Consider the following 20,472-nt stretch of genomic DNA (forward strand, 5'->3'; position numbering starts at 1 on the left):
GAACCGAAAGCCGTGGTGGTGGCGGGCTTGAGGGGTTTTGTTAAAGGCTGGCAGAACTGCTGGAGTCGGTGGGATAGCGCACGGTTTCGGCGGATGACGCGCGATAAAATGCGGGCCCGGGATTTTTGTTTTAATTGGCGGTTATTTTATCCGTTTCATCTTTTACTTATTTTCACTTGTAAATTAATAAAATCAAGCGAATGTTGCGTGACGTCGATTCGTTGCGCCGGGTGGTGGCCGAAATGAAACCGTATTGGCCGGAGCCGGGCGATTTGCGTCGATGACGGGCGTCGTCGGACGCATCGTACGACGCACGCACGGCAAGCAGGAAGCGAGCAGAAAGCGGACGCGGCCGATGCCGCGCTTCAGAAATCGATCGCGTCGTCGGCATCGCCGTCGGCCGCGGTGGCGAGCGCTTCGCGCACCACCGTGCGCGGTGCGGAGGCCGACGCGTCGAGCGACGGGTTGCGCAGCTTCTCGAGCACGCGCGCGGGCACCGGAATCTGCATCCGCGCGGCGACGTCGCCGCACTGGAACATGATCAACTCGCCCGGCTCGAATGCGGTCCAGACTTCGTTGTCGGTGAGCGGCTGCGTCGCGATCACCGCGACGCGATCCTCGGGCGTCGTGTATTTCGCGAAGTCGATCGACAGGTCTTCGTCGACGAGATGCGCGGTCGAGAACGGCCAGCGCCGCACGAGATAGTGCAGCCGCGTCGAGCAGTGCGCGAAGAGCGCCTGGCCGTTCGACATCAGGAAATTGAACACGCCGTGATCGGTGATGCCGCGCGTCAGTTCGCCGACCCGCTCGAACAGCTCGGGCAGCGGCGGCTGCGCGCCGGGAAAGGCTTCGCGCAGCCCCTGCATCAGCACGCAGAACGCCTGTTCGCTGTCGGTCGTGCCGACCGGATGGTAGACGCTGCCGTCCATGTCCGGTGCGTAGTCCTGCAGGTCGCCGTTATGCGCGAAGATCCAGTGCCGGCCCCACAGCTCGCGCATGAACGGATGGCTGTTCTCGAGCAGGATGTGCCCTTGCGTCGCCTTGCGGATGTGCGCGATCGTGTTCTTGGACTTGATCGGGTAGCGCTTCACCATTTCGGCGATCGGCGACGTGGCCGAGGCCTGGTGATCGATGAAGAGGCGGCAGGCCTTGTCTTCGAAGAACGCGATGCCCCAGCCGTCGGCATGGTGATCGGTGAGTCCACCCCGGGCCGCGAAACCTGTGAAGGAGAATGTGACGTCCGTCGGCGCGGCGCAGTTCATTCCAAGGAGTTGGCACATTTTACGTGGGGCGGCAGGCTGAAGCGGGGGTAACGAACCGGGCGAACCCCGGTACAATGCGGCTTCTAGCATATCACCGAGCCCTGAGCGGTAAAAAGCGGATTCCGCTGGCCAAAGGCCCCGTGTTGCGGTTTGCCGTCAATCGGCCCGTGCACGCGCGTTCCGGCCCCGCCGATCGCAAGCCCGTTCCTCACGACGCCTCCTATGACTGCCTCGAACGCTTCCTCCCCGGCGACGCTTTCGCTCGCCCGTCCCGACGACTGGCACCTGCACCTTCGCGACGGCGACATGCTCGCCGCCGTGCTGCCGCACACCGCCCGCCAGTTCGGCCGCGCCATCGTCATGCCGAACCTGAAGCCGCCGGTCACGACCACCGCGCAGGCGCAGGCCTATCGCGCGCGCATCCTCGGCGCACTGCCGGCCGGGATGACGTTCGAACCGCTGATGACGCTGTACCTGACCGACAACACGCCGCCCGACGAAATCCGCCGCGCCCGCGAAAGCGGCTTCGTGCACGGCGTGAAGCTGTATCCGGCAGGCGCGACGACGAATTCCGACCATGGCGTCACCGATCTCGCGAAATGCGCGAAGACGCTCGAGGCGATGCAGGAAACCGGCATGCCGCTGCTCGTGCACGGCGAGGTGACCGATGCGTCGATCGACCTGTTCGACCGCGAAAAGGTGTTCATCGACCGCGTGATGACGCCGCTGCGCCGCGATTTCCCGGGGCTGAAGGTCGTGTTCGAGCACATCACGACGAAGGACGCGGCCGACTACGTGCGCGATGCGGACGCGGCGCCCGGTCTGCTCGGCGCGACGATCACCGCGCATCACCTGCTGTACAACCGCAACGCGCTGTTCGTCGGCGGGATTCGCCCGCATTACTACTGCCTGCCGGTGCTCAAGCGGGAGACGCATCGCGTGGCGCTGGTCGAGGCCGCGACGTCGGGCAACCCGCGCTTCTTCCTCGGCACCGACAGCGCGCCGCATGCGCGCGGCGCGAAGGAAACCGCGTGCGGCTGCGCGGGCTGCTACACGGCGCTGCACGCGCTCGAACTGTACGCGGAAGCATTCGACACCGCCGGCGCGCTCGACAAGCTGGAAGGGTTCGCGAGCTTCTTCGGCGCCGATTTCTACGGGCTGCCGCGCAGCGCCGAGACGGTCACGCTGCGCCGCGAGGCGTGGGAGTTGCCGCGCGAGATCTTCGCGGGCGATACGCCGGTCGTGCCGCTGCGCGGTGGCGAGGCGATCGGCTGGAAACTCGCGTGAGCGGCGCGCCGCCGCGCGAACCCGGTCGCGTCGATCCGGCCGTGTTTCGCCGTGGCGGTGGCTCGCGCGCTGCCGACCGCGGCGCGCAGTGCTAGAATGCGCGTCGCAAAGCAGGCCAGGCAGTCGCGGCCTCGCCGCCTTCGGGCGCGCGGGGGCGAGGAAAGTCCGGACTCCACAGGGCAGGGTGATGGCTAACGGCCATCCGTGGCGACACGCGGAACAGGGCAACAGAAAGCAAACCGCCGATGGCCCGGCGCAAGCCGGGATCAGGTAAGGGTGAAACGGTGCGGTAAGAGCGCACCGCGGCGACGGCGACGTTCGCCGGCACGGTAACCTCCACCCGGAGCAATTCCAAGTAGGCAGGCGCGCATTTTCGGATGCAGGACGGGGCCCCCGTCTCGTCTGCGGGTAGGAAGCTTGAGCGCGTCAGCAATGGCGCGCCTAGAGGAATGGCTGCCACGCGTTGCGCGCTTCGGCGCGCGGCGTGCACAGAATCCGGCTTATCGGCCTGCTTTGCCGCTCGAATGCGAAAGGGCCGGCGCTCCCTGCGGAGCGCCGGCCCTTTTTTCATGCGCGCGCCGCGCGATCAGGCGGCGACGATGTCGAACGAATGCGTGAGTTCGGCCGTTTTCGCGATCATGATCGACGCGGAGCAATACTTGTCGTGCGACAGGTTGATCGCGCGTTCGACCGTGGCCGGGTTCAGGTTGCGGCCGGTGACCGTGAAGTGGAAGTGCACCTTCGTGAACACCTTCGGATCTTCGCTCGCGCGCTCGGCCTTCAGCGTGACCGAGCAGCCGCTCACTTCCTGGCGGCTCTTCTTCAGGATCAGCACGACGTCATAAGCCGTGCAGCCGCCGGTGCCGAGCAGCACCATCTCCATCGGACGCGGCGCGAGGTTGTGGCCGCCGCCTTCGGGCGCGCCGTCCATCGTGACGAGATGCCCGCTGCCGGTCTCGGCGGAAAACGCCATGCCGTCCTGGCCCATCCAGCTTACTTTGCATTCCATGCTTGCGCTCCAGCGTTGCCTGATTCGGATTCGATCCGGCATTGTAGCCCGCGGCGCAACGGTCGGCTGATGCGCTGCAAGACGAGCAATGCCGGCGCCGAGCGAGCGGCGCGGCGAGCGGCGATTTCCCTGCTGAATTTAGGGGTTTTGCTCTAGATGCGGGCGGTTTGAAGTTGTGCGTGACGCGCTTATATGCTTGATTTTGAATGGAAATTCATTTGCGTAAGCTTTTCGACTGGCATCCCATATCGTGGGAGTTGATTTCGCAATGCAAATTTTCTTGTGGACTCGGTCGGGCATTCGTATAATGACTCTCATTGGTTGTCGCGCTGCGGCAACCTCCGAATGTCTCCTCCACCCTCCTCCTGAGGTGGATTAAGCCCGAACCAGCCGTTCGGGCTTTTTTTCGTCCCATGCAAACATCGGCGCGCGGCTTGCGCGCGTCGGCACCGTCACGCGGGCTGCCGCGCGGCCGGCTGCGACGTCGCGTCCGGCGGCGTGCCGCGCGAGTCGGCCTCCGGCGCCGGTGCAGGGGCGGCCGACGCGTGGCCGCGTGCGCAGAAGTGGCGGACGCGTTCGCGCACCGCGCGCAGGCGCACGATGCGGTCTTCGGCATGGGCGGTTCGGGCTTCGGCGATGCGTGCATCGAGCGCGTCGAGCTTGGCTTCGCAGCCGGACGCGGCGACGGCGGGCGCCGCGGCGGCCAGCAGCGCGGCCGCGAGGAAGGGCGTAAGTCGTTGTTTCATCATGCTGGTTTGTTGTTTTTCGGGTTTGGCCGGTCTGGCGCGGCAAGGTCATGTGCCGCACGTCGATGGGTGCCGCCGCAGGCGCTCGGTTCGCCTGGCTTGTCGGGGCACGACCGGATTTTGGCCCATTTCGGCCGCCGCGAACACGGGGCGTGGATTCTCTTTGACCACGCAGCCGTATTTCCTTTATAATTCAGGGCTTTTCCGCATTCATGCCCACGGAAAAAGAACAGGGAGAGCCTGCACCGCGCCTCGAAGCGCACACAGACAAGCAGGAAGAACACATCGGGCAAAGCATTTTTTTTGGATCGATCATGAAGACGTTTTCCGCAAAAGCCCATGAGGTGACGCGCGAATGGTACGTGATTGACGCGACGGATAAGGTTCTCGGCCGTGTTGCCAGCGAAGTGGCACGCCGTCTGCGCGGCAAGCACAAGCCTGAGTTCACCCCGCACGTCGACACTGGTGATTTCATCATCATCATCAACGCGAGCAAGTTGAAGGTCACGGGCAACAAGACGCTGGACAAGAAGTACTACCGTCACTCGGGCTACCCGGGCGGTATCTATGAAACGACGTTCGGCAAGATGCAAGAGCGCTTCCCGGGCCGCGCGCTCGAGAAGGCGGTCAAGGGCATGCTGCCGAAGGGCCCGCTCGGCTACGCGATGATCAAGAAGCTGAAGGTCTACGCAGAAGCGACGCATCCGCACTCGGCTCAACAGCCGAAGGCGCTCGAGATCTAAGGGGACCCACATGATCGGTAACTGGAACTACGGTACGGGCCGCCGCAAGAGCGCAGTCGCACGTGTCTTCATCAAGGCTGGCAAGGGCGACATCATCGTCAACGGCAAGCCCATCGCTGACTACTTCTCGCGCGAAACGTCGCTGATGATCGTGCGTCAACCGCTGGAACTCACGAACCACGGCCAGACGTTCGACATCAAGGTGAACGTCAACGGCGGCGGCGAAACGGGTCAGGCAGGCGCAGTGCGCCACGGCATCACCCGTGCACTGATCGACTACGATGCGACGCTCAAGCCGTCGCTGTCGAGCGCAGGCTTCGTCACGCGCGATGCGCGTGAAGTCGAGCGTAAGAAGGTCGGTCTGCGCAAGGCACGCCGCGCAAAGCAGTTCTCGAAGCGTTAATTCCGCTTCATGGCCTCGCCGCCTTCGGGCGGCGTCCGCCGGAAAAACCGCCAGCTTTCACGCTGGCGGTTTTTTTATGTCCGCTTCCGGGCCGCTGCGGCGGCCCCCGCGCGGGCGCGTTTGATGAAATCGACAAGAACCTATTGATTTCATGGACTTCAGCACGATCTTCTGATCGGCCCTACAATAGCGGCTAAAGCTTTTTGGAGAGTTCGAATGAACGCTGTTACCGAATCCGCAGCAACGACGACCGATATGCCGCTGCCGTTCGTCTTCACCGACGCCGCGGCCGACAAGGTCAAGCAACTGATCGACGAAGAGGGCAATCCCGACCTCAAGCTGCGCGTGTTCGTGCAGGGTGGCGGCTGCTCCGGCTTCCAGTATGGCTTCACGTTCGACGAGGAAGTCAACGAGGACGACACCGTGATGAACAAGAACGGCGTCCAGCTCCTGATCGACTCGATGAGCTACCAGTACCTGGTCGGCGCCGAGATCGACTACAAGGACGACCTCAACGGCGCCCAGTTCGTGATCAAGAACCCGAACGCGACCACCACCTGCGGGTGCGGTTCGTCGTTCTCGGTCTGAGCGCACGGCAGATCCGCGCCGGTTCTGCCGGAATGAAAAACGGGGCTTCATGCCCCGTTTTTTTATACGCGCCCGCCTTGTCGCGCTCGCCGCGCGGCGAGTGTCGCATCAGCGCGGATAGAGCGCGCCGAGCACGCGGTTGCCGGCTGCGCCGGTGACCGTCGCGAGATTGCCGGGCTGGCGCGCGGTGAAGCGGTACGCGAGCCACGCGAACGCGAGCGCTTCGACCTGCTGCGGCGGCACGCCGAGCGCGGCCGTCGTGTCGACGGTGGCCGGCACGCCGGCCTCCCGCAGCGCGTGCCGGAGCCCATCGAGCAACACCGGGTTGCGTGCGCCGCCGCCGCATACGAACACGGCCTTGCAGCCCGGTGCGTGCTGCGCGATGTCGCGCGCCACCGACACGGCGGTGAGCGCGGTGAGCGTGGCTTGCACGTCCTCCGGCGCAACCTGCTGGAACGCGGCGAGCTTCGTATCGAGCCACGCGGGATTGAACAGGTCGCGTCCGGTGCTTTTCGGCGGCGGCGCGGTGAAATACGGTTCCTCGAGCAACGTGTCGAGCAGCGGCGCGTGGACGGTGCCGCGTGCGGCGAACTTGCCGCCGTCGTCGTACGGCTTGCCCAGATGGCGGGTCGCCCACGCATCGATCAGCGCATTCGCCGGGCCGCAGTCGAAGCCGCGCACGTCGCCGCCCGCGTTGGGCAGGATCGTGATGTTGCTGATTCCGCCGAGATTGCAGACGACCCGCGTTTCGCCCGGCGCGCCGAACACCGTCGCATGGAACGCCGGCGCGAGCGGCGCGCCGTGGCCGCCGGCGGCCACGTCGCGGCTGCGGAAATCGGCGATCACGTCGACCTGGGTCAGCTCGGCGAGCAGCGCCGGATTGTTGAGCTGGCGCGTATAGCCGCGCTCGGGGCGATGGCGCACCGTCTGGCCGTGCACGCCGATCGCGCGGATCTCGTCGCGCGACAGCCCGGCCGTGCGCTGCAATTCGTGGCAGCACACCGCATAGCGCGTGACGAGCGCATTCGCCGCGAGCGATTCGCGGTCGATCTCGTTGTCGCCGGGCTGCTGCAGCGCGAACAGCGCGTCGCGCAGCGATTGCGCGAAGCCGACGAACGCTTCCGCGAGCACGACCGGCGCGCGGCCGGCCTCGAAACGCACGGCGACGCCGTCGACGCCGTCCATGCTGGTTCCAGACATCAGCCCGAAGTAGATGCCGTCTGCCGGATCGGCATGCTGCGGCGGTCGTTGCGGCACGTTGGGTTCTCCTGGATCGTGCGGCGCGGGCCGGTCCCGCGCGCCTTGCGCCCGATTATCCGCGCAACGTGACGCGTCGTTAAGCGATGCGCGCGCAAGTTATGGGAAAATCCCTGTTTTTGCGACATTCTTCCTGGCACCGATGAGCACCGAACCCAGTTCCAAGCCCGTTTTCCCGATCACCGACGAAGTCCGGCATGCGCTCGCCGTCACGAAGCGCGGCGTCGACGAACTGCTGATCGAGGAAGAGTTCGCGCAGAAGCTCGCGCGCAGCGCAGCCACCGGCACGCCGCTTCGCATCAAGCTCGGCCTCGATCCGACCGCACCGGACATCCACATCGGCCATACGGTCGTGCTGAACAAGATGCGCCAGCTGCAGGACCTCGGCCATACGGTGATCTTCCTGATCGGCGATTTCACGTCGCTGATCGGCGATCCGTCGGGCCGCAACGCGACGCGTCCGCCGCTCACGCGCGAGCAGATCGAATCGAACGCGAAGACCTACTTCGAGCAGGCCGCGCTCGTGCTCGATCGCGACAAGACCGAGATCCGCTACAACAGCGAATGGTCGATGCCGCTCGGCGCGGACGGGATGATCAAGCTCGCGTCGCGCTACACGGTCGCGCGGATCCTCGAGCGCGAGGATTTCACGAAGCGCTTCCAGGGCGGCGTGCCGATCTCGATCCACGAATTCCTGTACCCGCTGATGCAGGGCTACGATTCGGTCGCGCTGAACGCCGATCTCGAACTCGGCGGCACCGACCAGAAGTTCAACCTGCTGGTCGGCCGCGAACTGCAGAAGCAGTACGGCCAGGAACAGCAGTGCATCCTGACGATGCCGCTGCTCGAAGGCCTCGACGGCGTCGAGAAGATGTCGAAGTCGAAGGGCAACTACGTCGGCATCAGCGAGAAGCCGACCGACATGTTCGGCAAGCTGATGAGCATCTCGGACACGCTGATGTGGCGTTACTTCGAGCTGCTGTCGTTCCGCAGCCTCGACGAGATCGCCGGCTTCAAGCGCGAGGCCGAGGGCGGCCGCAACCCGCGCGACTTCAAGGTGCTGCTCGCGCAGGAAATCGTCGCGCGATTCCACTCGCAGCCCGACGCCGAACGCGCGCTCGAGGACTTCAACCACCGCGCGAAGGGCGGCGTGCCGGACGACATTCCGTCGGTCACGCTGGCCGGCGCGCCGCTGGCGATCGGTCAGTTGCTGAAACAGGCCGGTCTCGTGCCGTCGACGAGCGAAGCGCTGCGCAACATCGAGCAGGGCGGCGTGAAGATCGACGGCGCGACCGTGTCCGACAAGGGCCTGAAGGTCGAGGCCGGCGAATTCGTCGTGCAGGTCGGCAAGCGCCGCTTCGCACGCGTCACGCTGACCGCATGATCGCGCTGATTCAGCGCGTGACGCGCGCCGACGTGCGCGTCGGCGGCCGCACGACGGGCGAGATCGGCGCGGGCCTGCTCGCGCTGGTCTGCGCGGAGCGCGGCGATACCGAGGCCGCGGCCGACAAGCTGCTCGCGAAGCTGCTCGGCTACCGCGTGTTCAGCGACGCAGCCGGCAAGATGAACCTGCCGGTATCGAACATCGACGGCGAAGGCCGCGCGGGCGGCCTGCTGCTCGTGTCGCAGTTCACGCTCGCGGCCGATACGAACAGCGGGCTGCGTCCGAGCTTCACGCCCGCCGCGCCGCCCGACGAAGGCGCGCGGCTGTTCGACTATTTCGTCGCGGCCGCGCGGGCGCGCCATCCCGTCGTCGAGACGGGCGAGTTCGGCGCCGACATGCAGGTGTCGCTGGTCAACGACGGCCCCGTGACGTTCTGGCTGCAAGTGCGGCCCTGATTCTTCCCCGGAGGCGCGCCGCGATGGCCACCACGCAGATTCTTTTCATCCGCCATGGCGAGACGGCCTGGAACCGCATCAAGCGCATCCAGGGGCATATCGACATCCCGTTGGCCGATACGGGGCTCGCGCAGGCGCAGCGGCTGGCGGCGCGGCTCGGGCGCGACGCGCGCGACGGCGCGCGGATCGACGCTGTGTATTCGAGCGACCTGATGCGCGCGCAACAGACCGCCCAACCGTTTGCCGATGTGCTCGGGCTGCCGCTGCTGCTGCGCGAAGGGTTGCGCGAACGCTCGTACGGCGCATTCCAGGGGCACGACAGCACCGAGATCGAGGCGCTGTTTCCGGACGCGTATGCGGCGTGGCAGACGCGCGATCCCGGCTTCGCGCCGGAGGGCGGCGAGTCGCAGCGCGAGTTTTATCACCGCGTGCTGCATGCGCTCGAACCGATCGTCGCCGCGCATCCGGGCGGCCGGATCGCATGCGTCGCGCACGGCGGCGTGCTCGATTGCGTGTATCGCTTCGCGAACGGGATCGAGCTGTCGGCGCCGCGCAACTATCAGTTGCTCAATACCAGCATCAACGTCGTCGATTACGTGGATGGCCGCGCGCAGGTCGTGCAGTGGGCCGACGTGTCGCATCTCGAAGCCGCGAGCGACGATGACGACGGGTACCGCAAGGTGCTTTGAGCACGCGGGGCCCGTCCGGCATGGCATGGCATGGCCGGGGCTCCCTTCCTTCCGGCGTGACGCTTACTGCGGCAGCCCGTGGCGCGTCTTGTAGTCGAGCGCGTACGCGATCTTGCCGGGCTTGTCGGCCGTGATCGGCTGGCGCAGCTTGTCGAATTCCCCCTTGCTGTATTTCTTCCCGCCGTTGATCGCATCGGCGCGCCCGAGGTCGGCGCCCGTCTTGCCGTCGATCACGGGGTCCGTGGCCGCGACCATCCGCGTCGACGCATTCCAGACCGCATTCAGATAGCCCGTGTCGGCCTTTGCCGGATCGGGATCGGTCGCGCCGGGCCGCGTCCGGTCGTAGCCGGCCAGCGCGAACGTGTCCGGCTGCGCGCGCAGCCAGTCGGCCCAGTAGAACTCGAGGTAGTCGGTCGCTTGTGCGGGTTTGCCGTAACCGATGTCGCGCGTGAAATAGACGAGTGATCGATAGCGGTCGTTCGTCATCCCGAGTGTCAGGCCGAGGCCGGTCGGCAGTTGCGCGGTCGTGATCGGCTTGCCTTCGCCGTTCTTCAGGCGCAGATAGCCGCGGCTTTGCATCTGCTGCCAGAACACGTCGCCCGCGTAGTCGCCGAGGTTGTCCTTGACGACGACGTGCACGTGCAGCGCCGGGCCGCCGTCGGGCGTCTCGTAGTAGGTCGACAGGCCGTGGTGGCCGTCCGTCAGGTACAGCGCATCGCCGTTCGGGCCGATCACGACGGGGTTCAGCACCGAGCGGTCTCGAGCGTTCGCGTCGGTCGTCGCGCACCTGTAGCTGGCCGGCTCGCGCAGCGACGATCGGGCCGTGTAGCCGCTCGATGCGACGCCGCCGAGGCCTTCGTCCGCGCAGAAGTCGTCGAACTTCTTGTCGGGCTGCCGTTCGTAGCGGCCGAGCTTGTAGTAGATCTGGTCGTAGCCGATCGCTCCCTGCGTCGGATGGAGATCGCCGAGCGTCACGTCGATCAGGTCGCCGGCGCGGGCGGCTTTCCACTTGCCCGGTTGCGGCCGGGTGGTCGCGGGCGGCGTGGGGGCCGGTGCGGTCGTCGTGCCGCCGGACGGCGGTTGTGCGTCCATGCGCGCGACGGCGGCGACATCGTCGCCTCCGCACGCGGCGAGGGCGAAGACGGTGGACAGGCTGGCGGCAACGGCGAAACGGATCGGCAGGCGTGGCATCGCGGGCATCGGGCGTCGGTCGGGTGGGCGGGCGGGACTTCGCGCGGGTCAGTGGGCGTCGGCGACGAGCAGACGTGCGACCGTGCGCGGGTGCAAGCCCGTCAGCTTGTCACAGCTATTTGACAGCCAATTGAAATGATCGGAACAAGCGGACCGTCAGACAGACGGGGTGCCGTCGGACGGGGAGGCCGTCGCGCGGCGGCGCGCACGCTTCGACGCGCCGTTCACGAGCGCCCAGCGCAGCACGGGCGCAACCGCGCGTATGCCGGGCCGGACCAGCGCACGCCGCAACGGCGCGAACGTCGACACGCCGAGCATGCGCTGCGCCCACGGCGGCAGCAGGTCGATCCCGGCATGCATCACCAGCGACGCGGCCGGCCGCAGCGCCGGCTTCGCGACCGGCACATTCAGCAGGATGGACATCACGTCGAACGTACGCGGCCCGGCTTCGAGCTCGGGCAGCATGCGCGCGAGATAGGCGGCGACCTCGGCGCGCGAACGCGGCACCTCGCGGGCGCCGAGCAACTCGGCGATCAGCGCCGTCTCCGCGTAATAGCGGTCCTGCAGTTCGCCCGACAGCGCCGGATTCACGTAACGCAGATGCGCGGCGAGGAAGCTCGACACTTCCGCGACATGCACCCAGGTCAGCAACGCGGGATCGTCGGCGCGGTACGGCCGGCCGTCCGGTGCGCTGCCAGAGACGCGCGCATGGATCGTTTTCACGCGCTCGATCAGCGCGAGTGCGTCCGCGCGGCTGCCGAACGTCGTCCCCGTGATGAACGTGGCGGTGCGCCGCAAGCGGCCGAAGATGTCGGTGCGGAACGACGAATGATCCCAGACGCCCGCGAGTGCGAGCGGGTGGAGCGCCTGCAGCAGCAGCGCGGCGATGCCGCCCGTCATCATCGACGTGAAATCGGCATGCACGCGCCAGCACACGGCGTCGGGGCCGAATAGCCCGGGATCGCCCGGCGGCGAAGAGAGATCGATCGACGGACCGCCGCCGCCGGCCGTCAGGTGCGTGATGCCGGCCACGAGCCGCTTGCGGATCGGCTCCGCCCAGCGCGGGCCCGGCACGGTGGTGGGGTGGCGGCTGGGCGGCGTCGTCATGGCGGGTGCGGCTCGGGCGACGGATTACTTCCCGTCCGGGGTATCCCACTCGTCGCGTTCGGTGCGGCGGGCATCGGGCACCGACAGCCCGAAGTGGCGATACGTGAGCAGCGTCGCGACGCGCCCGCGTGGCGTGCGCTGCAGGAAGCCCTGCTGGATCAGGTACGGTTCGAGCACGTCCTCGATCGTGTCGCGCTCCTCGCCGATCGCTGCCGCGAGGTTGTCGATGCCGACCGGGCCGCCGTCGAACTTGTACAGGATCGCCTCGAGCAGCTTGCGGTCCATCAGGTCGAAGCCGACCGGATCGACGTCGAGCATCGCGAGCGCGGCGTCGGCCACCGCCGCGGTGATCTGGCCGTCGGCCTTCACTTCCGCGAAATCGCGCACGCGGCGCAGCAGCCGGTTCGCGATCCGCGGCGTGCCGCGCGCGCGCTTCGCGATTTCCAGCGCGCCGTTCGGATCGATCTGCGCATTCAGCAGCGACGCCGAGCGCTGCACGATGCGCGACAGTTGACCGGCGTCGTAGAACTCGAGGCGCGCGACGATCCCGAAACGATCGCGCAGCGGGTTGGTCAGCATCCCGGCACGGGTGGTCGCGCCGACCAGCGTGAACGGCTGCAGGTCGAGCTTCACGCTGCGCGCGGCCGGGCCTTCGCCGATCATGATGTCGATCTGGTAATCCTCGAGCGCCGGATACAGGATTTCCTCGACGACCGGCGACAGCCGGTGGATTTCGTCGATGAACAGCACGTCGTTCGCTTCGAGGTTCGTCAGCAGCGCCGCGAGATCGCCCGCGCGCTCGAGCACGGGGCCCGACGTCTGGCGCAGGTTCACGCCCATCTCGCGCGCGATGATGTGGGCGAGCGTCGTCTTGCCGAGACCCGGCGGCCCGAACAGCAGCACGTGGTCGAGCGGCTCGGCGCGGCGCTTCGCGGCTTCGATGAAGATCTCGAGCTGCCCGCGCACCTTTTCCTGGCCGACGTAGTCGTCGAGCTGGCGCGGCCGCAGCGCACGTTCGAACACCTCCTCGTGCGACGAGGTGGGCGTGGCCGCGATGATCCGCTGCTCGGTGGCGAGTTTGTCGGTTTCAATCATGCGGCCATTGTACCGCGCGGCGGCGCCCGGACCACCTGGCCGAACGGCCGACTGGCGCGTGCCGCGCGGCGGCGCGACACTGGCTTCGACGGCCGGATCGACCGCGCGTTACGCCTTCGACAGCGCCTTCAGCGCGAGCTTGATGCCTTCGGACACGCCGGTGCCGGCCGGCACGTTCTTGATCGCGGCCAGGCCTTCCTTTTCGGAGTAGCCGAGCGCGAGCAGCGCGTTGAGGATGTCGGTCGCATGGTCGGACGGCGACGCGGCGCCGGCGAGCGCGCCGAGGTCGGCGCCGAGCTTGCCCTTCAGTTCGAGCAGCAGGCGCTCGGCCGTCTTCTTGCCGATGCCGGGCAGCCGCGTGAGGCGGGCGGCGTCCTGCATCGTCACGGCCTGCGCGAGCTCCTGCACGCTCATGCCGGACAGCACGGCGAGCGCCATGCGCGCGCCGATGCCGGTGATCTTCAGCAGCTCGCGGAAGGTCGTGCGCTCCTGCGGCGTCAGGAAGCCGTACAGCAGGTGCGCGTCCTCGCGGACGATCTGCTGCGTGAGCAGCACGATGCGCTCGCCCGTTTGCGGCAGGTTGTAGAAGGTGCTCATCGGCACGTCGATTTCGTAGCCGACGCCGTTGCAGTCGACGAGCAGATGAGGCGGGTTCTTTTCGAGCAGGATGCCGGCGATGCGACCGATCATGGAGGACGGGATGCGAGGAAGAAAGCGCGAGTGTAGCGCACGCGCGGCGCAATGCCGATGGGCGCGGCCGTCAGGCCGAAGCGGCGCGTGTCGCGGGTGTGTCGGGCGTGGGTAGAACGGTGAAGGTGGTCAACGCAGCCAACGCAGTCGAGCCGACGTACGTGCCGCGGCGCACGACTGGCGTCAGCCGACCAGCCGGCCGCGCCGCACGCGCAGCCCTTTCTGCGCGAGCGCCGGCGCGAGGCCGCCCAGCGTGCTGAGCGTGTCGCCGCCGTGCGCGTGGCAGATCGCCATGCCGAGCGCGTCGGCGGCGTCGGAGCCCGGCTGGCCGGACAGGTTGAGCAGCCGCGTGACCATTTCCTGCATCTGCGTCTTGGTCGCGCGGCCGTAGCCGACCACCGCCTGCTTGAGCTGCAGCGCCGTGTATTCGGCGACCGGCAGCCCGCCCGCGACGAGCCCGCAGATCGCGGCGCCGCGCGCCTGGCCGAGCAGCAGCGTCGACTGCGGGTTCACGTTGACGAACACCTTTTCGATCGCGGCCTGGTCGGGCGCGTGTTCGCGCACGATCGTCGAGACGCCCTGGAAGATCGTGCCGAGCCGGGTGGCCAGGTCGGCCGTCGGCGTGCGGATCACGCCGCTCGTGACATAGGCGAGCCGGTGGCCGCTGACGTCGATGACGCCGAAGCCGGTGACGCGCAGGCCGGGGTCGATGCCGAGAATTCGCATGAGTGAGGAGAGTGGCGTGATGCAGCGATACTACAACGAATGGTGCGGCAAGCCGATCGCCCGGTCGTGCGCGACGGCGCCGCGCAATAAAAAACCCGGCGGGAGTGATGCCGCCGGGTTCCCGTGCAGCGGCCGCGCGGGCCGCATGCGGCGATCAGTGACGGAAGTGGCGCACGCCCGTCAGGACCATCGCGATGCCGTGCTCGTCGGCCGCCGCGATCACTTCGTCGTCGCGCATCGAGCCGCCCGGCTGGATCACGCAGGTCGCGCCGGCCGCCACGACGACGTCGAGGCCGTCACGGAACGGGAAGAACGCATCCGACGCGACGGCCGAACCGGCGAGCGTGAGGCCCGCGTTCTGCGCCTTGATGCTCGCGATGCGCGCGGAATCGACGCGGCTCATCTGACCGGCGCCGACGCCGAGCGTCATGCCGTTGCCGCAGAACACGATCGCGTTCGACTTCACGTACTTCGCGACGCGCCAGGCGAACAGCAGGTCGTCCATTTCCTTCGCGGTCGGCTGGCGCTTCGTGACGACGCGCAACTCGCTCGGCTGCACGTTGCGCGAATCGAGCGACTGCACGAGCAGGCCGCCGCCCACGCGCTTCAGGTCGAATGCGTTATGGCCGTCGCCCAGTGCGATCTCGAGCAGGCGCACGTTCTGCTTCGCGGCGAACACCTGCTTCGCGGCGTCCGTGAACGACGGCGCGATCAGCACTTCGACGAACTGCTTCGCCACCGCTTGCGCGGCCGCTTCGTCGACTTCGCGGTTGAACGCGATGATGCCGCCGAACGCGGAGGTCGGATCGGTCTGGAACGCCTTCGCATACGCGTCGGCCGAGTCGTTGCCGACCGCGACGCCGCACGGGTTCGCATGCTTGATGATCACGCAGGCCGGCGCGTCGAACGTCTTCACGCATTCCCACGCCGCGTCCGAATCCGCGATGTTGTTGTACGACAGTTCCTTGCCCTGCAGCTGGCGGTAGTTCGCCAGCGCACCGGCCGGCGTCGCGAGGTCGCGGTAGAACGCCGCGCTCTGGTGCGGATTCTCGCCGTAGCGCAGGTCCTGCACCTTGTCGAACGCCATGTTGAGCGTGGCCGGATACGCGCTGCGCGATGCGTGCTGCAGCTCGTCGGTCAGGCTCGTCAGGTAGTTCGTGATCGCGCCGTCGTATTGCGCGGTGTGCGCGAACACCTTCGTCGCGAGACGGAAGTTGGTCGGGTAGCCGATGGTGTTGCCGTTCGCCTTCATTTCATCGAGCACGACCGCGTAGTCGGCCGGGTCGACGACGACCGTGACGTCGCGGTGGTTCTTCGCGGCCGAGCGCAGCATCGTCGGGCCGCCGATGTCGATGTTCTCGATCGCGTCGGCGAGCGTGCAGTCGTCCTTCGCGATCGTCGCGACGAACGGATACAGGTTCACGACCAGCAGGTCGATCGTCGGGATGCCGTGCTGTTCCAGCGCCTGCATGTGCTCGGGCAGGTCGCGGCGGGCGAGGATGCCGCCGTGCACCTTCGGGTGCAGCGTCTTCACGCGCCCATCGAGCATTTCCGGGAAGCCGGTGTAATCGGCCACTTCGGTCACGGGCAGGCCGGCGTCGGCGAGGAGTTTCGCGGTGCCGCCCGTCGACAGCAGCTTGACGCCGAGGTCGGACAGCGACTTCGCGAAGTCGACGATGCCGGTCTTGTCGGAAACGGAAATGAGCGCTTGCTTGATCATGATGGAACCACCAATAGCCAGGGAAACGGGGACGGGACGGCCGCCTACAGCAGGCCGTGCTGCTGCAGCTTCTTGCGCAGCGTATTGCGATTGATGCCGAGGTACTCGGCGGCGAGCGACTGGTTGCCGCCGGCCTGGTCGAGCACGACCTCGAGCATCGGCTTTTCGACGCAGGACATCACCATTTCATAGACGTCGTGCGGATTGGAGCCGTCTAGATCCCGGAAATACACGTCCAGGCTCTCGCGGACACATTGTTCGATGTTGTGCTTGCTCATGCTGCTAACTGGTTATGGTCGTCCGACTCGCCCTGGCTGTTTTCCGCATCGTCATCGACGTAGACGAGGTGGTCCGACAGCGCCTTTTGCGCCTCGAAGAATGCATTGACGGCGGCGAGCTGCTCGCGGGTGGAATCGAGCGTGTTCATTCGGTGCCGGAACCCGTTGGCACCGGAAAGGCCGCGAGTGTACCAGCCGATGTGCTTGCGCGCAGTACGGACCCCGGTGAATTCGCCATAGAAAGCGTAGTGGTCTTCCAGGTGTTCGTTCATCACGTGCTGGATCTCGTCGATCCGCGGCGGGGGCAGCAGCTCGCCGGTTTGCAGGAAATGATCGATTTCGCGGAACAGCCACGGCCGGCCTTGCGCGGCGCGACCGATCATCAGCGCGTCGGCGCCGGTTGCATCGAGCACGGCCTTCGCCTTGGCGGGCGACGTGATGTCGCCGTTGGCGACGACCGGAATGCGTACGGCCGCCTTCACGGCCGCGATGGTGTCGTATTCGGCGTCGCCGCGGTACAGGTCGGCGCGCGTGCGGCCGTGCACGGTGAGCATCGAGATGCCGGCCGCCTCGGCCAGGCGCGCGACCGTGATCGCGTTCTTGTGCTCGCGGTCCCAGCCGGTGCGGATCTTCAGCGTCACGGGCACCGCGTCGGGCCCGGTGCCGACCGCCGCGACGACGGCCTCGACGATCCGCTGCACGAGCGGCTCGTTCTGCAGCAGCGCGGAGCCGGCCGCGACGTTGCAGACCTTCTTCGCCGGGCAGCCCATGTTGATGTCGATGATCTGTGCGCCGTTGTCGACGTTGTAGCGGGCCGCTTCGGCCATCATCGCCGGATCGGCGCCGGCGATCTGCACCGCGATCGGCTCGACTTCGCCTTCGTGGTTCGCGCGCCGCATCGTCTTCGCGCTTTTCCACAGCTGCGCGTTGGACGCGACCATCTCGGACACGGCGTAACCGGCCCCCAGCCGTTTGCACAGCTGGCGGAACGGACGATCCGTCACCCCGGCCATCGGGGCGACGAACAGGTTGTTACGCAATACGTGAGGGCCGATAACGGGCATCGCAATGGCGCCGCCCGCGACACGCGCGGGCAGGGGAAGGGAAGACGGAAAACGGGCATTTTACCGTATTCCCATGCCCCGCCGATTTGACCCGGTTTGCCTGGATTGCCCGGAGAGGCTGCGCGGCGCGCCGCGCGTCAGTTGCGCTGGCCGAACATCATCTGGCGCGCGATCGCCTTCTTGAGCGGCGGCACGAATTCGAGCGCGGTGAGCGCCGCGCCGCGCAGCAGCGGAAGCGGGCCCGAGTCGATCGTAAACAGCCGCGCCAGCGTGTCGGTCGCGCCGATCGTGAAGCGCCGGTCGAGCGCGCGGCGCGCGTTGAAGGCCGCGAGCGCGGTCGCTTCGAAGCCTTGCGCGGACAGCGTGTCGACGAGCGTGTGCGCATCGCGCAGCCCGAGGTTGAGCCCCTGGCCCGCCACCGGGTGCAGCGTCTGCGCGGCATTGCCGATGACCGCGACGCGGCCGCTGACGAGCGTCTGCGCGGCGTTCAGGCCGAGCGGGAACGACGCGCGCCCGGCGATCGCGACGAATTCGCCCATGCGTTCGCCGAACACGCTGCCGAGCTCGTGCAGGAACGCGTCGTCGGGCAGCGCGGCACGTCGTGCGGCTTCGTCGGGCGTGCAGCACCACACGAGCGAATACTCGGCCTGGCGCGGCCCGCCGAGCGGCAGCAGCGCGAGCGGGCCTTCGTGCGTGAAGCGTTCCCACGCGACGTTCGGGCGCGGCGCCGAGACCGTGACCGTGCCGACGAGCGCGGTCTGTCCGTAGTCGCGGCGATGCTTGCCTGCGTCGGCCTGCTGTTCGTGGAACAGCCCGCCTTCGGCATTGATGACGAGGCGCGCGCGCAGCGAGCGCTCGCCTTGCGGGCCGTCGAGCGTCAGCGTGACGCCGTCGACGTTCTGCTGCGGCGCGCGTGCGGTGGTCGACGTGAGCCAGTCGACGCGCGTGCCGCGCACGGCGCCCGCGAGCGCCTGCACGATCGAGCCGTAGCGCACGACGTAGCCGAGCGCGGCGAGCGCGTGTTCGTCGCGGTCGATCAGCGTGCGGCCGAAATGGCCGCGCTGCGATACGTGGATATGTTCGATCGGCGTGGCGTCGGCCGGCCACGCGAGCGTGTCGAGCAGCACGCGGCTGCCGTGCGACACGGCGATCGCGCGCGGGTCGTTTGCGCTCGCGGCCGGTTCGCGCGCATCGATCAGCGCGATCGATGCATGCTGCGTCGCGCTGCGGCGCGCGAGCCAGCCGGCGAGCGCGAGCCCGACGGGGCCCGCGCCGACGATGGCGAGGTCGTAATCCGGCGTGGCCGGCGAGGAAGCGGTCGTCATCTTGATTCGTGAAACGGAGGGAACGGTCGGCGGCCGGTCATGCGCCCGCGCGCATCAGCGCCTCGATCTCGTCGGCCGCGACCGGCACGCCGCGCGTGATCAGTTCGCAGCCGTGCTCGCGCACGATCGCGTCGTCCTCGATGCGGATGCCGATGTTCCAGTACTCGGGCGGCACGTCGTCGGCCGCGCGCACGTACAGGCCGGGCTCGACGGTCAGCGTCATGCCCGGCCTCAGCGTGCGCCACGGCAGCGCGCCGTTCGCGTCGCGTTCGGCGAGCCGCTCGCGGTAGTCGCCGCAGTCGTGCACGTCCATGCCGAGCCAGTGGCCGGTGCGATGCATGTAGAAGCGCGTGTACGCGCGCTCGGCGATCACGTCGTCGACGCTCGAGAAGCGTGTTTTCGGGATGATGCCGGTGTCGAGCAGCCCTTGCGCGAGCACGCGTACGGCCGCGTCGTGCGGCGCCTCGAACGGCACGCCCGCGCGCGTCGCGTCGATCGCCGCCTGCTGCGCGGCGAGCACGATGTCGTACAGCGTGCGCTGCGCGGGCGAGAAGCGGCCGTTGGCCGGGAACGTGCGCGTGATGTCCGATGCATAGCCGTCGAGTTCGCACGCGGCGTCGATCAGGATCAGGTCGCCGTCCCGCGCTGCCGTGTTGCCGGCCGGGTAGTGCAGCACGCACGCATTCGCGCCGGCCGCGACGATCGACCCGTACGCGGGCGCCTGCGCGCCGTGCTTGCGGAACAGGTACAGCAGCTCGGCTTCGAGCTCGTATTCGCGGATGCCCGGGCGGCACACCTGCATCGCGCGGCGGTGCGCGAGCGCGGAGATGTGCGCGGCGCGCGTCATGATCGCGAGTTCGTGTTCGTCCTTCACGAGCCGCATGTCGTCGAGCAGCGGCGTGAGGTCGAGCAGCGCGTCCGGCGCGGCGACGCCCGTGCGCGCCTGCGCACGCACCGCGTCGATCCAGCCGGCGAGCTGGCGCTCGAACTCGGCCGACGCGCCGAACCGGTAGTGCACGGTGCCCGCGTCGGCGAGCAGGCGCGGCATTTCGGTGTCGATCACGTCGGTCGCGAACGCCGCATCGAAGCCGAACGCGTCGCGCGCGGCGTCGGGACCGTAGTGAAAGCCTTCCCAGGTCTCGCGGTCGACGTTCTTGGCGCGGCAGAACAGGATCGATTCCGGCGCACCGTGCGGCGCGGCCGCGTTCAGCACGAGCACGGCATCCGGCTCGGTGAAGCCCGTCAGGTAATGGAAGTAGCTGTCGAACCGGTACGGGTAGGCCGTATCGCGGTTGCGCAGCATTTCCGGCGCGGTGGGGACGATGGCGACGCCGCCGCCCGCGGCACGCAGTGCGGCAAGCACGCGTTCACGGCGCTGGCGGTAGACGTCGACGGCGATGGCGGTATCGAGGGGCGCATTCATCGTTGGATTGTAGCGCCGCCGAGCGCCGCG

Annotated in this window: 21 protein-coding genes and 1 other RNA gene; 8 read left to right on the top strand and 14 right to left on the bottom strand. The window is 67.6% G+C overall.

Features of this window, described 5'->3' with window-relative positions; genetic code table 11:
• Window positions 1-365 precede the first annotated feature (365 nt).
• On the bottom strand, window positions 366-1,280 hold the full coding sequence (locus J8I33_RS10705) for a class II glutamine amidotransferase (protein ID WP_176015573.1): 915 nt from the start codon (window positions 1,278-1,280) through the stop codon (window positions 366-368).
• A gap of 204 nt (window positions 1,281-1,484) precedes the next feature.
• Here J8I33_RS10705 and pyrC point away from each other — a divergent pair, with 204 nt between their 5' ends.
• Together pyrC and rnpB are read left to right on the top strand one after the other, a co-directional pair.
• Entirely contained in the window at window positions 1,485-2,549 is a 1,065-nt protein-coding gene (pyrC, locus tag J8I33_RS10710) for a dihydroorotase (RefSeq protein ID WP_050013810.1), read from the top strand.
• 107 nt (window positions 2,550-2,656) lie between these two features.
• An RNA gene (gene rnpB / locus J8I33_RS10715) (RNase P RNA component class A) lies at window positions 2,657-3,068 on the top strand.
• A gap of 67 nt (window positions 3,069-3,135) precedes the next feature.
• Here the strand turns inward: rnpB and J8I33_RS10720 are convergent.
• Window positions 3,136-3,600, bottom strand: coding sequence for an OsmC family protein (locus tag J8I33_RS10720; protein ID WP_074801272.1), 465 nt, complete (start codon window positions 3,598-3,600; stop codon window positions 3,136-3,138).
• Window positions 3,601-4,010: 410 nt separating this feature from the next.
• Window positions 4,011-4,307, bottom strand: coding sequence for a DUF1090 family protein (locus J8I33_RS10725; protein ID WP_050013809.1), 297 nt, complete (start codon window positions 4,305-4,307; stop codon window positions 4,011-4,013).
• Window positions 4,308-4,618: 311 nt separating this feature from the next.
• Here J8I33_RS10725 and rplM point away from each other — a divergent pair, with 311 nt between their 5' ends.
• From rplM to erpA, 3 genes are all read left to right on the top strand, one after another.
• A complete protein-coding gene (gene rplM / locus J8I33_RS10730) occupies window positions 4,619-5,047 on the top strand; it encodes a 50S ribosomal protein L13 (protein WP_009687896.1) in 429 nt (142 codons plus the stop codon).
• 10 nt (window positions 5,048-5,057) lie between these two features.
• Complete coding sequence (rpsI, locus tag J8I33_RS10735) at window positions 5,058-5,450, top strand: 30S ribosomal protein S9 (protein ID WP_006476904.1); 393 nt, start codon at window positions 5,058-5,060, stop codon at window positions 5,448-5,450.
• A 216-nt stretch (window positions 5,451-5,666) separates the two neighbouring features.
• The gene (gene erpA, locus J8I33_RS10740; protein WP_006759918.1) at window positions 5,667-6,038 is read left to right on the top strand and encodes an iron-sulfur cluster insertion protein ErpA; all 372 of its coding nucleotides are present in this window, start codon (window positions 5,667-5,669) and stop codon (window positions 6,036-6,038) included.
• Between the two features lie 108 nt (window positions 6,039-6,146).
• Here erpA and J8I33_RS10745 read toward each other — a convergent pair whose 3' ends face one another.
• Window positions 6,147-7,295, bottom strand: a complete 1,149-nt coding sequence (locus J8I33_RS10745) for an anhydro-N-acetylmuramic acid kinase (protein WP_209925761.1) — start codon at window positions 7,293-7,295, stop codon at window positions 6,147-6,149.
• Window positions 7,296-7,437: 142 nt separating this feature from the next.
• Between J8I33_RS10745 and tyrS the strand changes: the two genes are divergently transcribed.
• The 3 genes from tyrS to J8I33_RS10760 are packed head-to-tail and all read left to right on the top strand — an operon-like array spanning window position 7,438 to window position 9,823.
• Window positions 7,438-8,679 (top strand): tyrosine--tRNA ligase, encoded by a 1,242-nt coding sequence (tyrS, locus tag J8I33_RS10750; RefSeq protein ID WP_006483424.1) that lies wholly within the window; start codon window positions 7,438-7,440, stop codon window positions 8,677-8,679.
• On the top strand, window positions 8,676-9,134 hold the full coding sequence (gene dtd / locus J8I33_RS10755; RefSeq protein WP_006483442.1) for a D-aminoacyl-tRNA deacylase: 459 nt from the start codon (window positions 8,676-8,678) through the stop codon (window positions 9,132-9,134). The genes tyrS and dtd overlap by 4 nt, the downstream gene beginning before the upstream one ends.
• Before the next feature lie 23 nt (window positions 9,135-9,157).
• Complete coding sequence (locus tag J8I33_RS10760) at window positions 9,158-9,823, top strand: histidine phosphatase family protein (RefSeq protein WP_050013806.1); 666 nt, start codon at window positions 9,158-9,160, stop codon at window positions 9,821-9,823.
• A gap of 63 nt (window positions 9,824-9,886) precedes the next feature.
• Here J8I33_RS10760 and J8I33_RS10765 read toward each other — a convergent pair whose 3' ends face one another.
• From J8I33_RS10765 to J8I33_RS10810, 10 genes are all read right to left on the bottom strand, one after another.
• Window positions 9,887-11,014 carry a ParB/Srx family N-terminal domain-containing protein gene (locus tag J8I33_RS10765; protein ID WP_209935416.1) on the bottom strand — a complete coding sequence of 376 codons (1,128 nt, stop codon included), beginning with the start codon at window positions 11,012-11,014 and terminating at the stop codon, window positions 9,887-9,889.
• Between the two features lie 156 nt (window positions 11,015-11,170).
• On the bottom strand, window positions 11,171-12,121 hold the full coding sequence (locus J8I33_RS10770) for an oxygenase MpaB family protein (protein WP_124637969.1): 951 nt from the start codon (window positions 12,119-12,121) through the stop codon (window positions 11,171-11,173).
• Window positions 12,122-12,145: 24 nt separating this feature from the next.
• Window positions 12,146-13,216, bottom strand: coding sequence for a Holliday junction branch migration DNA helicase RuvB (gene ruvB / locus J8I33_RS10775; protein WP_124651604.1), 1,071 nt, complete (start codon window positions 13,214-13,216; stop codon window positions 12,146-12,148).
• Window positions 13,217-13,324: 108 nt separating this feature from the next.
• Window positions 13,325-13,906 carry a Holliday junction branch migration protein RuvA gene (gene ruvA, locus J8I33_RS10780; RefSeq protein ID WP_031402135.1) on the bottom strand — a complete coding sequence of 194 codons (582 nt, stop codon included), beginning with the start codon at window positions 13,904-13,906 and terminating at the stop codon, window positions 13,325-13,327.
• Between the two features lie 183 nt (window positions 13,907-14,089).
• A complete protein-coding gene (ruvC, locus tag J8I33_RS10785) occupies window positions 14,090-14,632 on the bottom strand; it encodes a crossover junction endodeoxyribonuclease RuvC (protein ID WP_069616742.1) in 543 nt (180 codons plus the stop codon).
• Between the two features lie 154 nt (window positions 14,633-14,786).
• Window positions 14,787-16,352 carry a bifunctional phosphoribosylaminoimidazolecarboxamide formyltransferase/IMP cyclohydrolase gene (gene purH / locus J8I33_RS10790; protein ID WP_050013802.1) on the bottom strand — a complete coding sequence of 522 codons (1,566 nt, stop codon included), beginning with the start codon at window positions 16,350-16,352 and terminating at the stop codon, window positions 14,787-14,789.
• A gap of 44 nt (window positions 16,353-16,396) precedes the next feature.
• Window positions 16,397-16,630, bottom strand: coding sequence for a Fis family transcriptional regulator (locus J8I33_RS10795; protein ID WP_017333386.1), 234 nt, complete (start codon window positions 16,628-16,630; stop codon window positions 16,397-16,399).
• Window positions 16,627-17,694, bottom strand: coding sequence for a tRNA dihydrouridine synthase DusB (gene dusB, locus J8I33_RS10800; protein WP_069616741.1), 1,068 nt, complete (start codon window positions 17,692-17,694; stop codon window positions 16,627-16,629). Before dusB ends, J8I33_RS10795 begins: the two co-directional genes overlap by 4 nt.
• A 137-nt stretch (window positions 17,695-17,831) precedes the next feature.
• Window positions 17,832-19,019, bottom strand: coding sequence for a UbiH/UbiF/VisC/COQ6 family ubiquinone biosynthesis hydroxylase (locus tag J8I33_RS10805; RefSeq protein WP_209935422.1), 1,188 nt, complete (start codon window positions 19,017-19,019; stop codon window positions 17,832-17,834).
• Window positions 19,020-19,056: 37 nt separating this feature from the next.
• Entirely contained in the window at window positions 19,057-20,442 is a 1,386-nt protein-coding gene (locus J8I33_RS10810; protein ID WP_124594287.1) for an aminopeptidase P N-terminal domain-containing protein, read from the bottom strand.
• Between the last annotated feature and the right edge of the window lie 30 nt (window positions 20,443-20,472).

It is taken from the genome of Burkholderia sp. AcTa6-5 (assembly GCF_017815075.1).
In the GTDB taxonomy this organism is placed as follows: Bacteria; Pseudomonadota; Gammaproteobacteria; order Burkholderiales; family Burkholderiaceae; genus Burkholderia; species Burkholderia sola.

Coding starts and splice junctions, on each gene's coding strand:
- dtd (WP_006483442.1), top strand. CDS start 8,676: ATGATCGCGCTGATTCAGCGCGTGACGCGCGCCGACGTGCGCGTCGGC.
- rpsI (WP_006476904.1), top strand. CDS start 5,058: ATGATCGGTAACTGGAACTACGGTACGGGCCGCCGCAAGAGCGCAGTC.
- J8I33_RS10760 (WP_050013806.1), top strand. CDS start 9,158: ATGGCCACCACGCAGATTCTTTTCATCCGCCATGGCGAGACGGCCTGG.
- ruvA (WP_031402135.1), bottom strand. CDS start 13,906: ATGATCGGTCGCATCGCCGGCATCCTGCTCGAAAAGAACCCGCCTCAT.
- J8I33_RS10795 (WP_017333386.1), bottom strand. CDS start 16,630: ATGAGCAAGCACAACATCGAACAATGTGTCCGCGAGAGCCTGGACGTG.
- J8I33_RS10705 (WP_176015573.1), bottom strand. CDS start 1,280: ATGTGCCAACTCCTTGGAATGAACTGCGCCGCGCCGACGGACGTCACA.
- pyrC (WP_050013810.1), top strand. CDS start 1,485: ATGACTGCCTCGAACGCTTCCTCCCCGGCGACGCTTTCGCTCGCCCGT.
- rplM (WP_009687896.1), top strand. CDS start 4,619: ATGAAGACGTTTTCCGCAAAAGCCCATGAGGTGACGCGCGAATGGTAC.
- J8I33_RS10720 (WP_074801272.1), bottom strand. CDS start 3,600: ATGCCGGATCGAATCCGAATCAGGCAACGCTGGAGCGCAAGCATGGAA.
- J8I33_RS10725 (WP_050013809.1), bottom strand. CDS start 4,307: ATGATGAAACAACGACTTACGCCCTTCCTCGCGGCCGCGCTGCTGGCC.
- J8I33_RS10770 (WP_124637969.1), bottom strand. CDS start 12,121: ATGACGACGCCGCCCAGCCGCCACCCCACCACCGTGCCGGGCCCGCGC.
- J8I33_RS10765 (WP_209935416.1), bottom strand. CDS start 11,014: ATGCCACGCCTGCCGATCCGTTTCGCCGTTGCCGCCAGCCTGTCCACC.
- erpA (WP_006759918.1), top strand. CDS start 5,667: ATGAACGCTGTTACCGAATCCGCAGCAACGACGACCGATATGCCGCTG.
- tyrS (WP_006483424.1), top strand. CDS start 7,438: ATGAGCACCGAACCCAGTTCCAAGCCCGTTTTCCCGATCACCGACGAA.
- J8I33_RS10805 (WP_209935422.1), bottom strand. CDS start 19,019: ATGACGACCGCTTCCTCGCCGGCCACGCCGGATTACGACCTCGCCATC.
- purH (WP_050013802.1), bottom strand. CDS start 16,352: ATGATCAAGCAAGCGCTCATTTCCGTTTCCGACAAGACCGGCATCGTC.
- ruvB (WP_124651604.1), bottom strand. CDS start 13,216: ATGATTGAAACCGACAAACTCGCCACCGAGCAGCGGATCATCGCGGCC.
- J8I33_RS10810 (WP_124594287.1), bottom strand. CDS start 20,442: ATGAATGCGCCCCTCGATACCGCCATCGCCGTCGACGTCTACCGCCAG.
- dusB (WP_069616741.1), bottom strand. CDS start 17,694: ATGCCCGTTATCGGCCCTCACGTATTGCGTAACAACCTGTTCGTCGCC.
- ruvC (WP_069616742.1), bottom strand. CDS start 14,632: ATGCGAATTCTCGGCATCGACCCCGGCCTGCGCGTCACCGGCTTCGGC.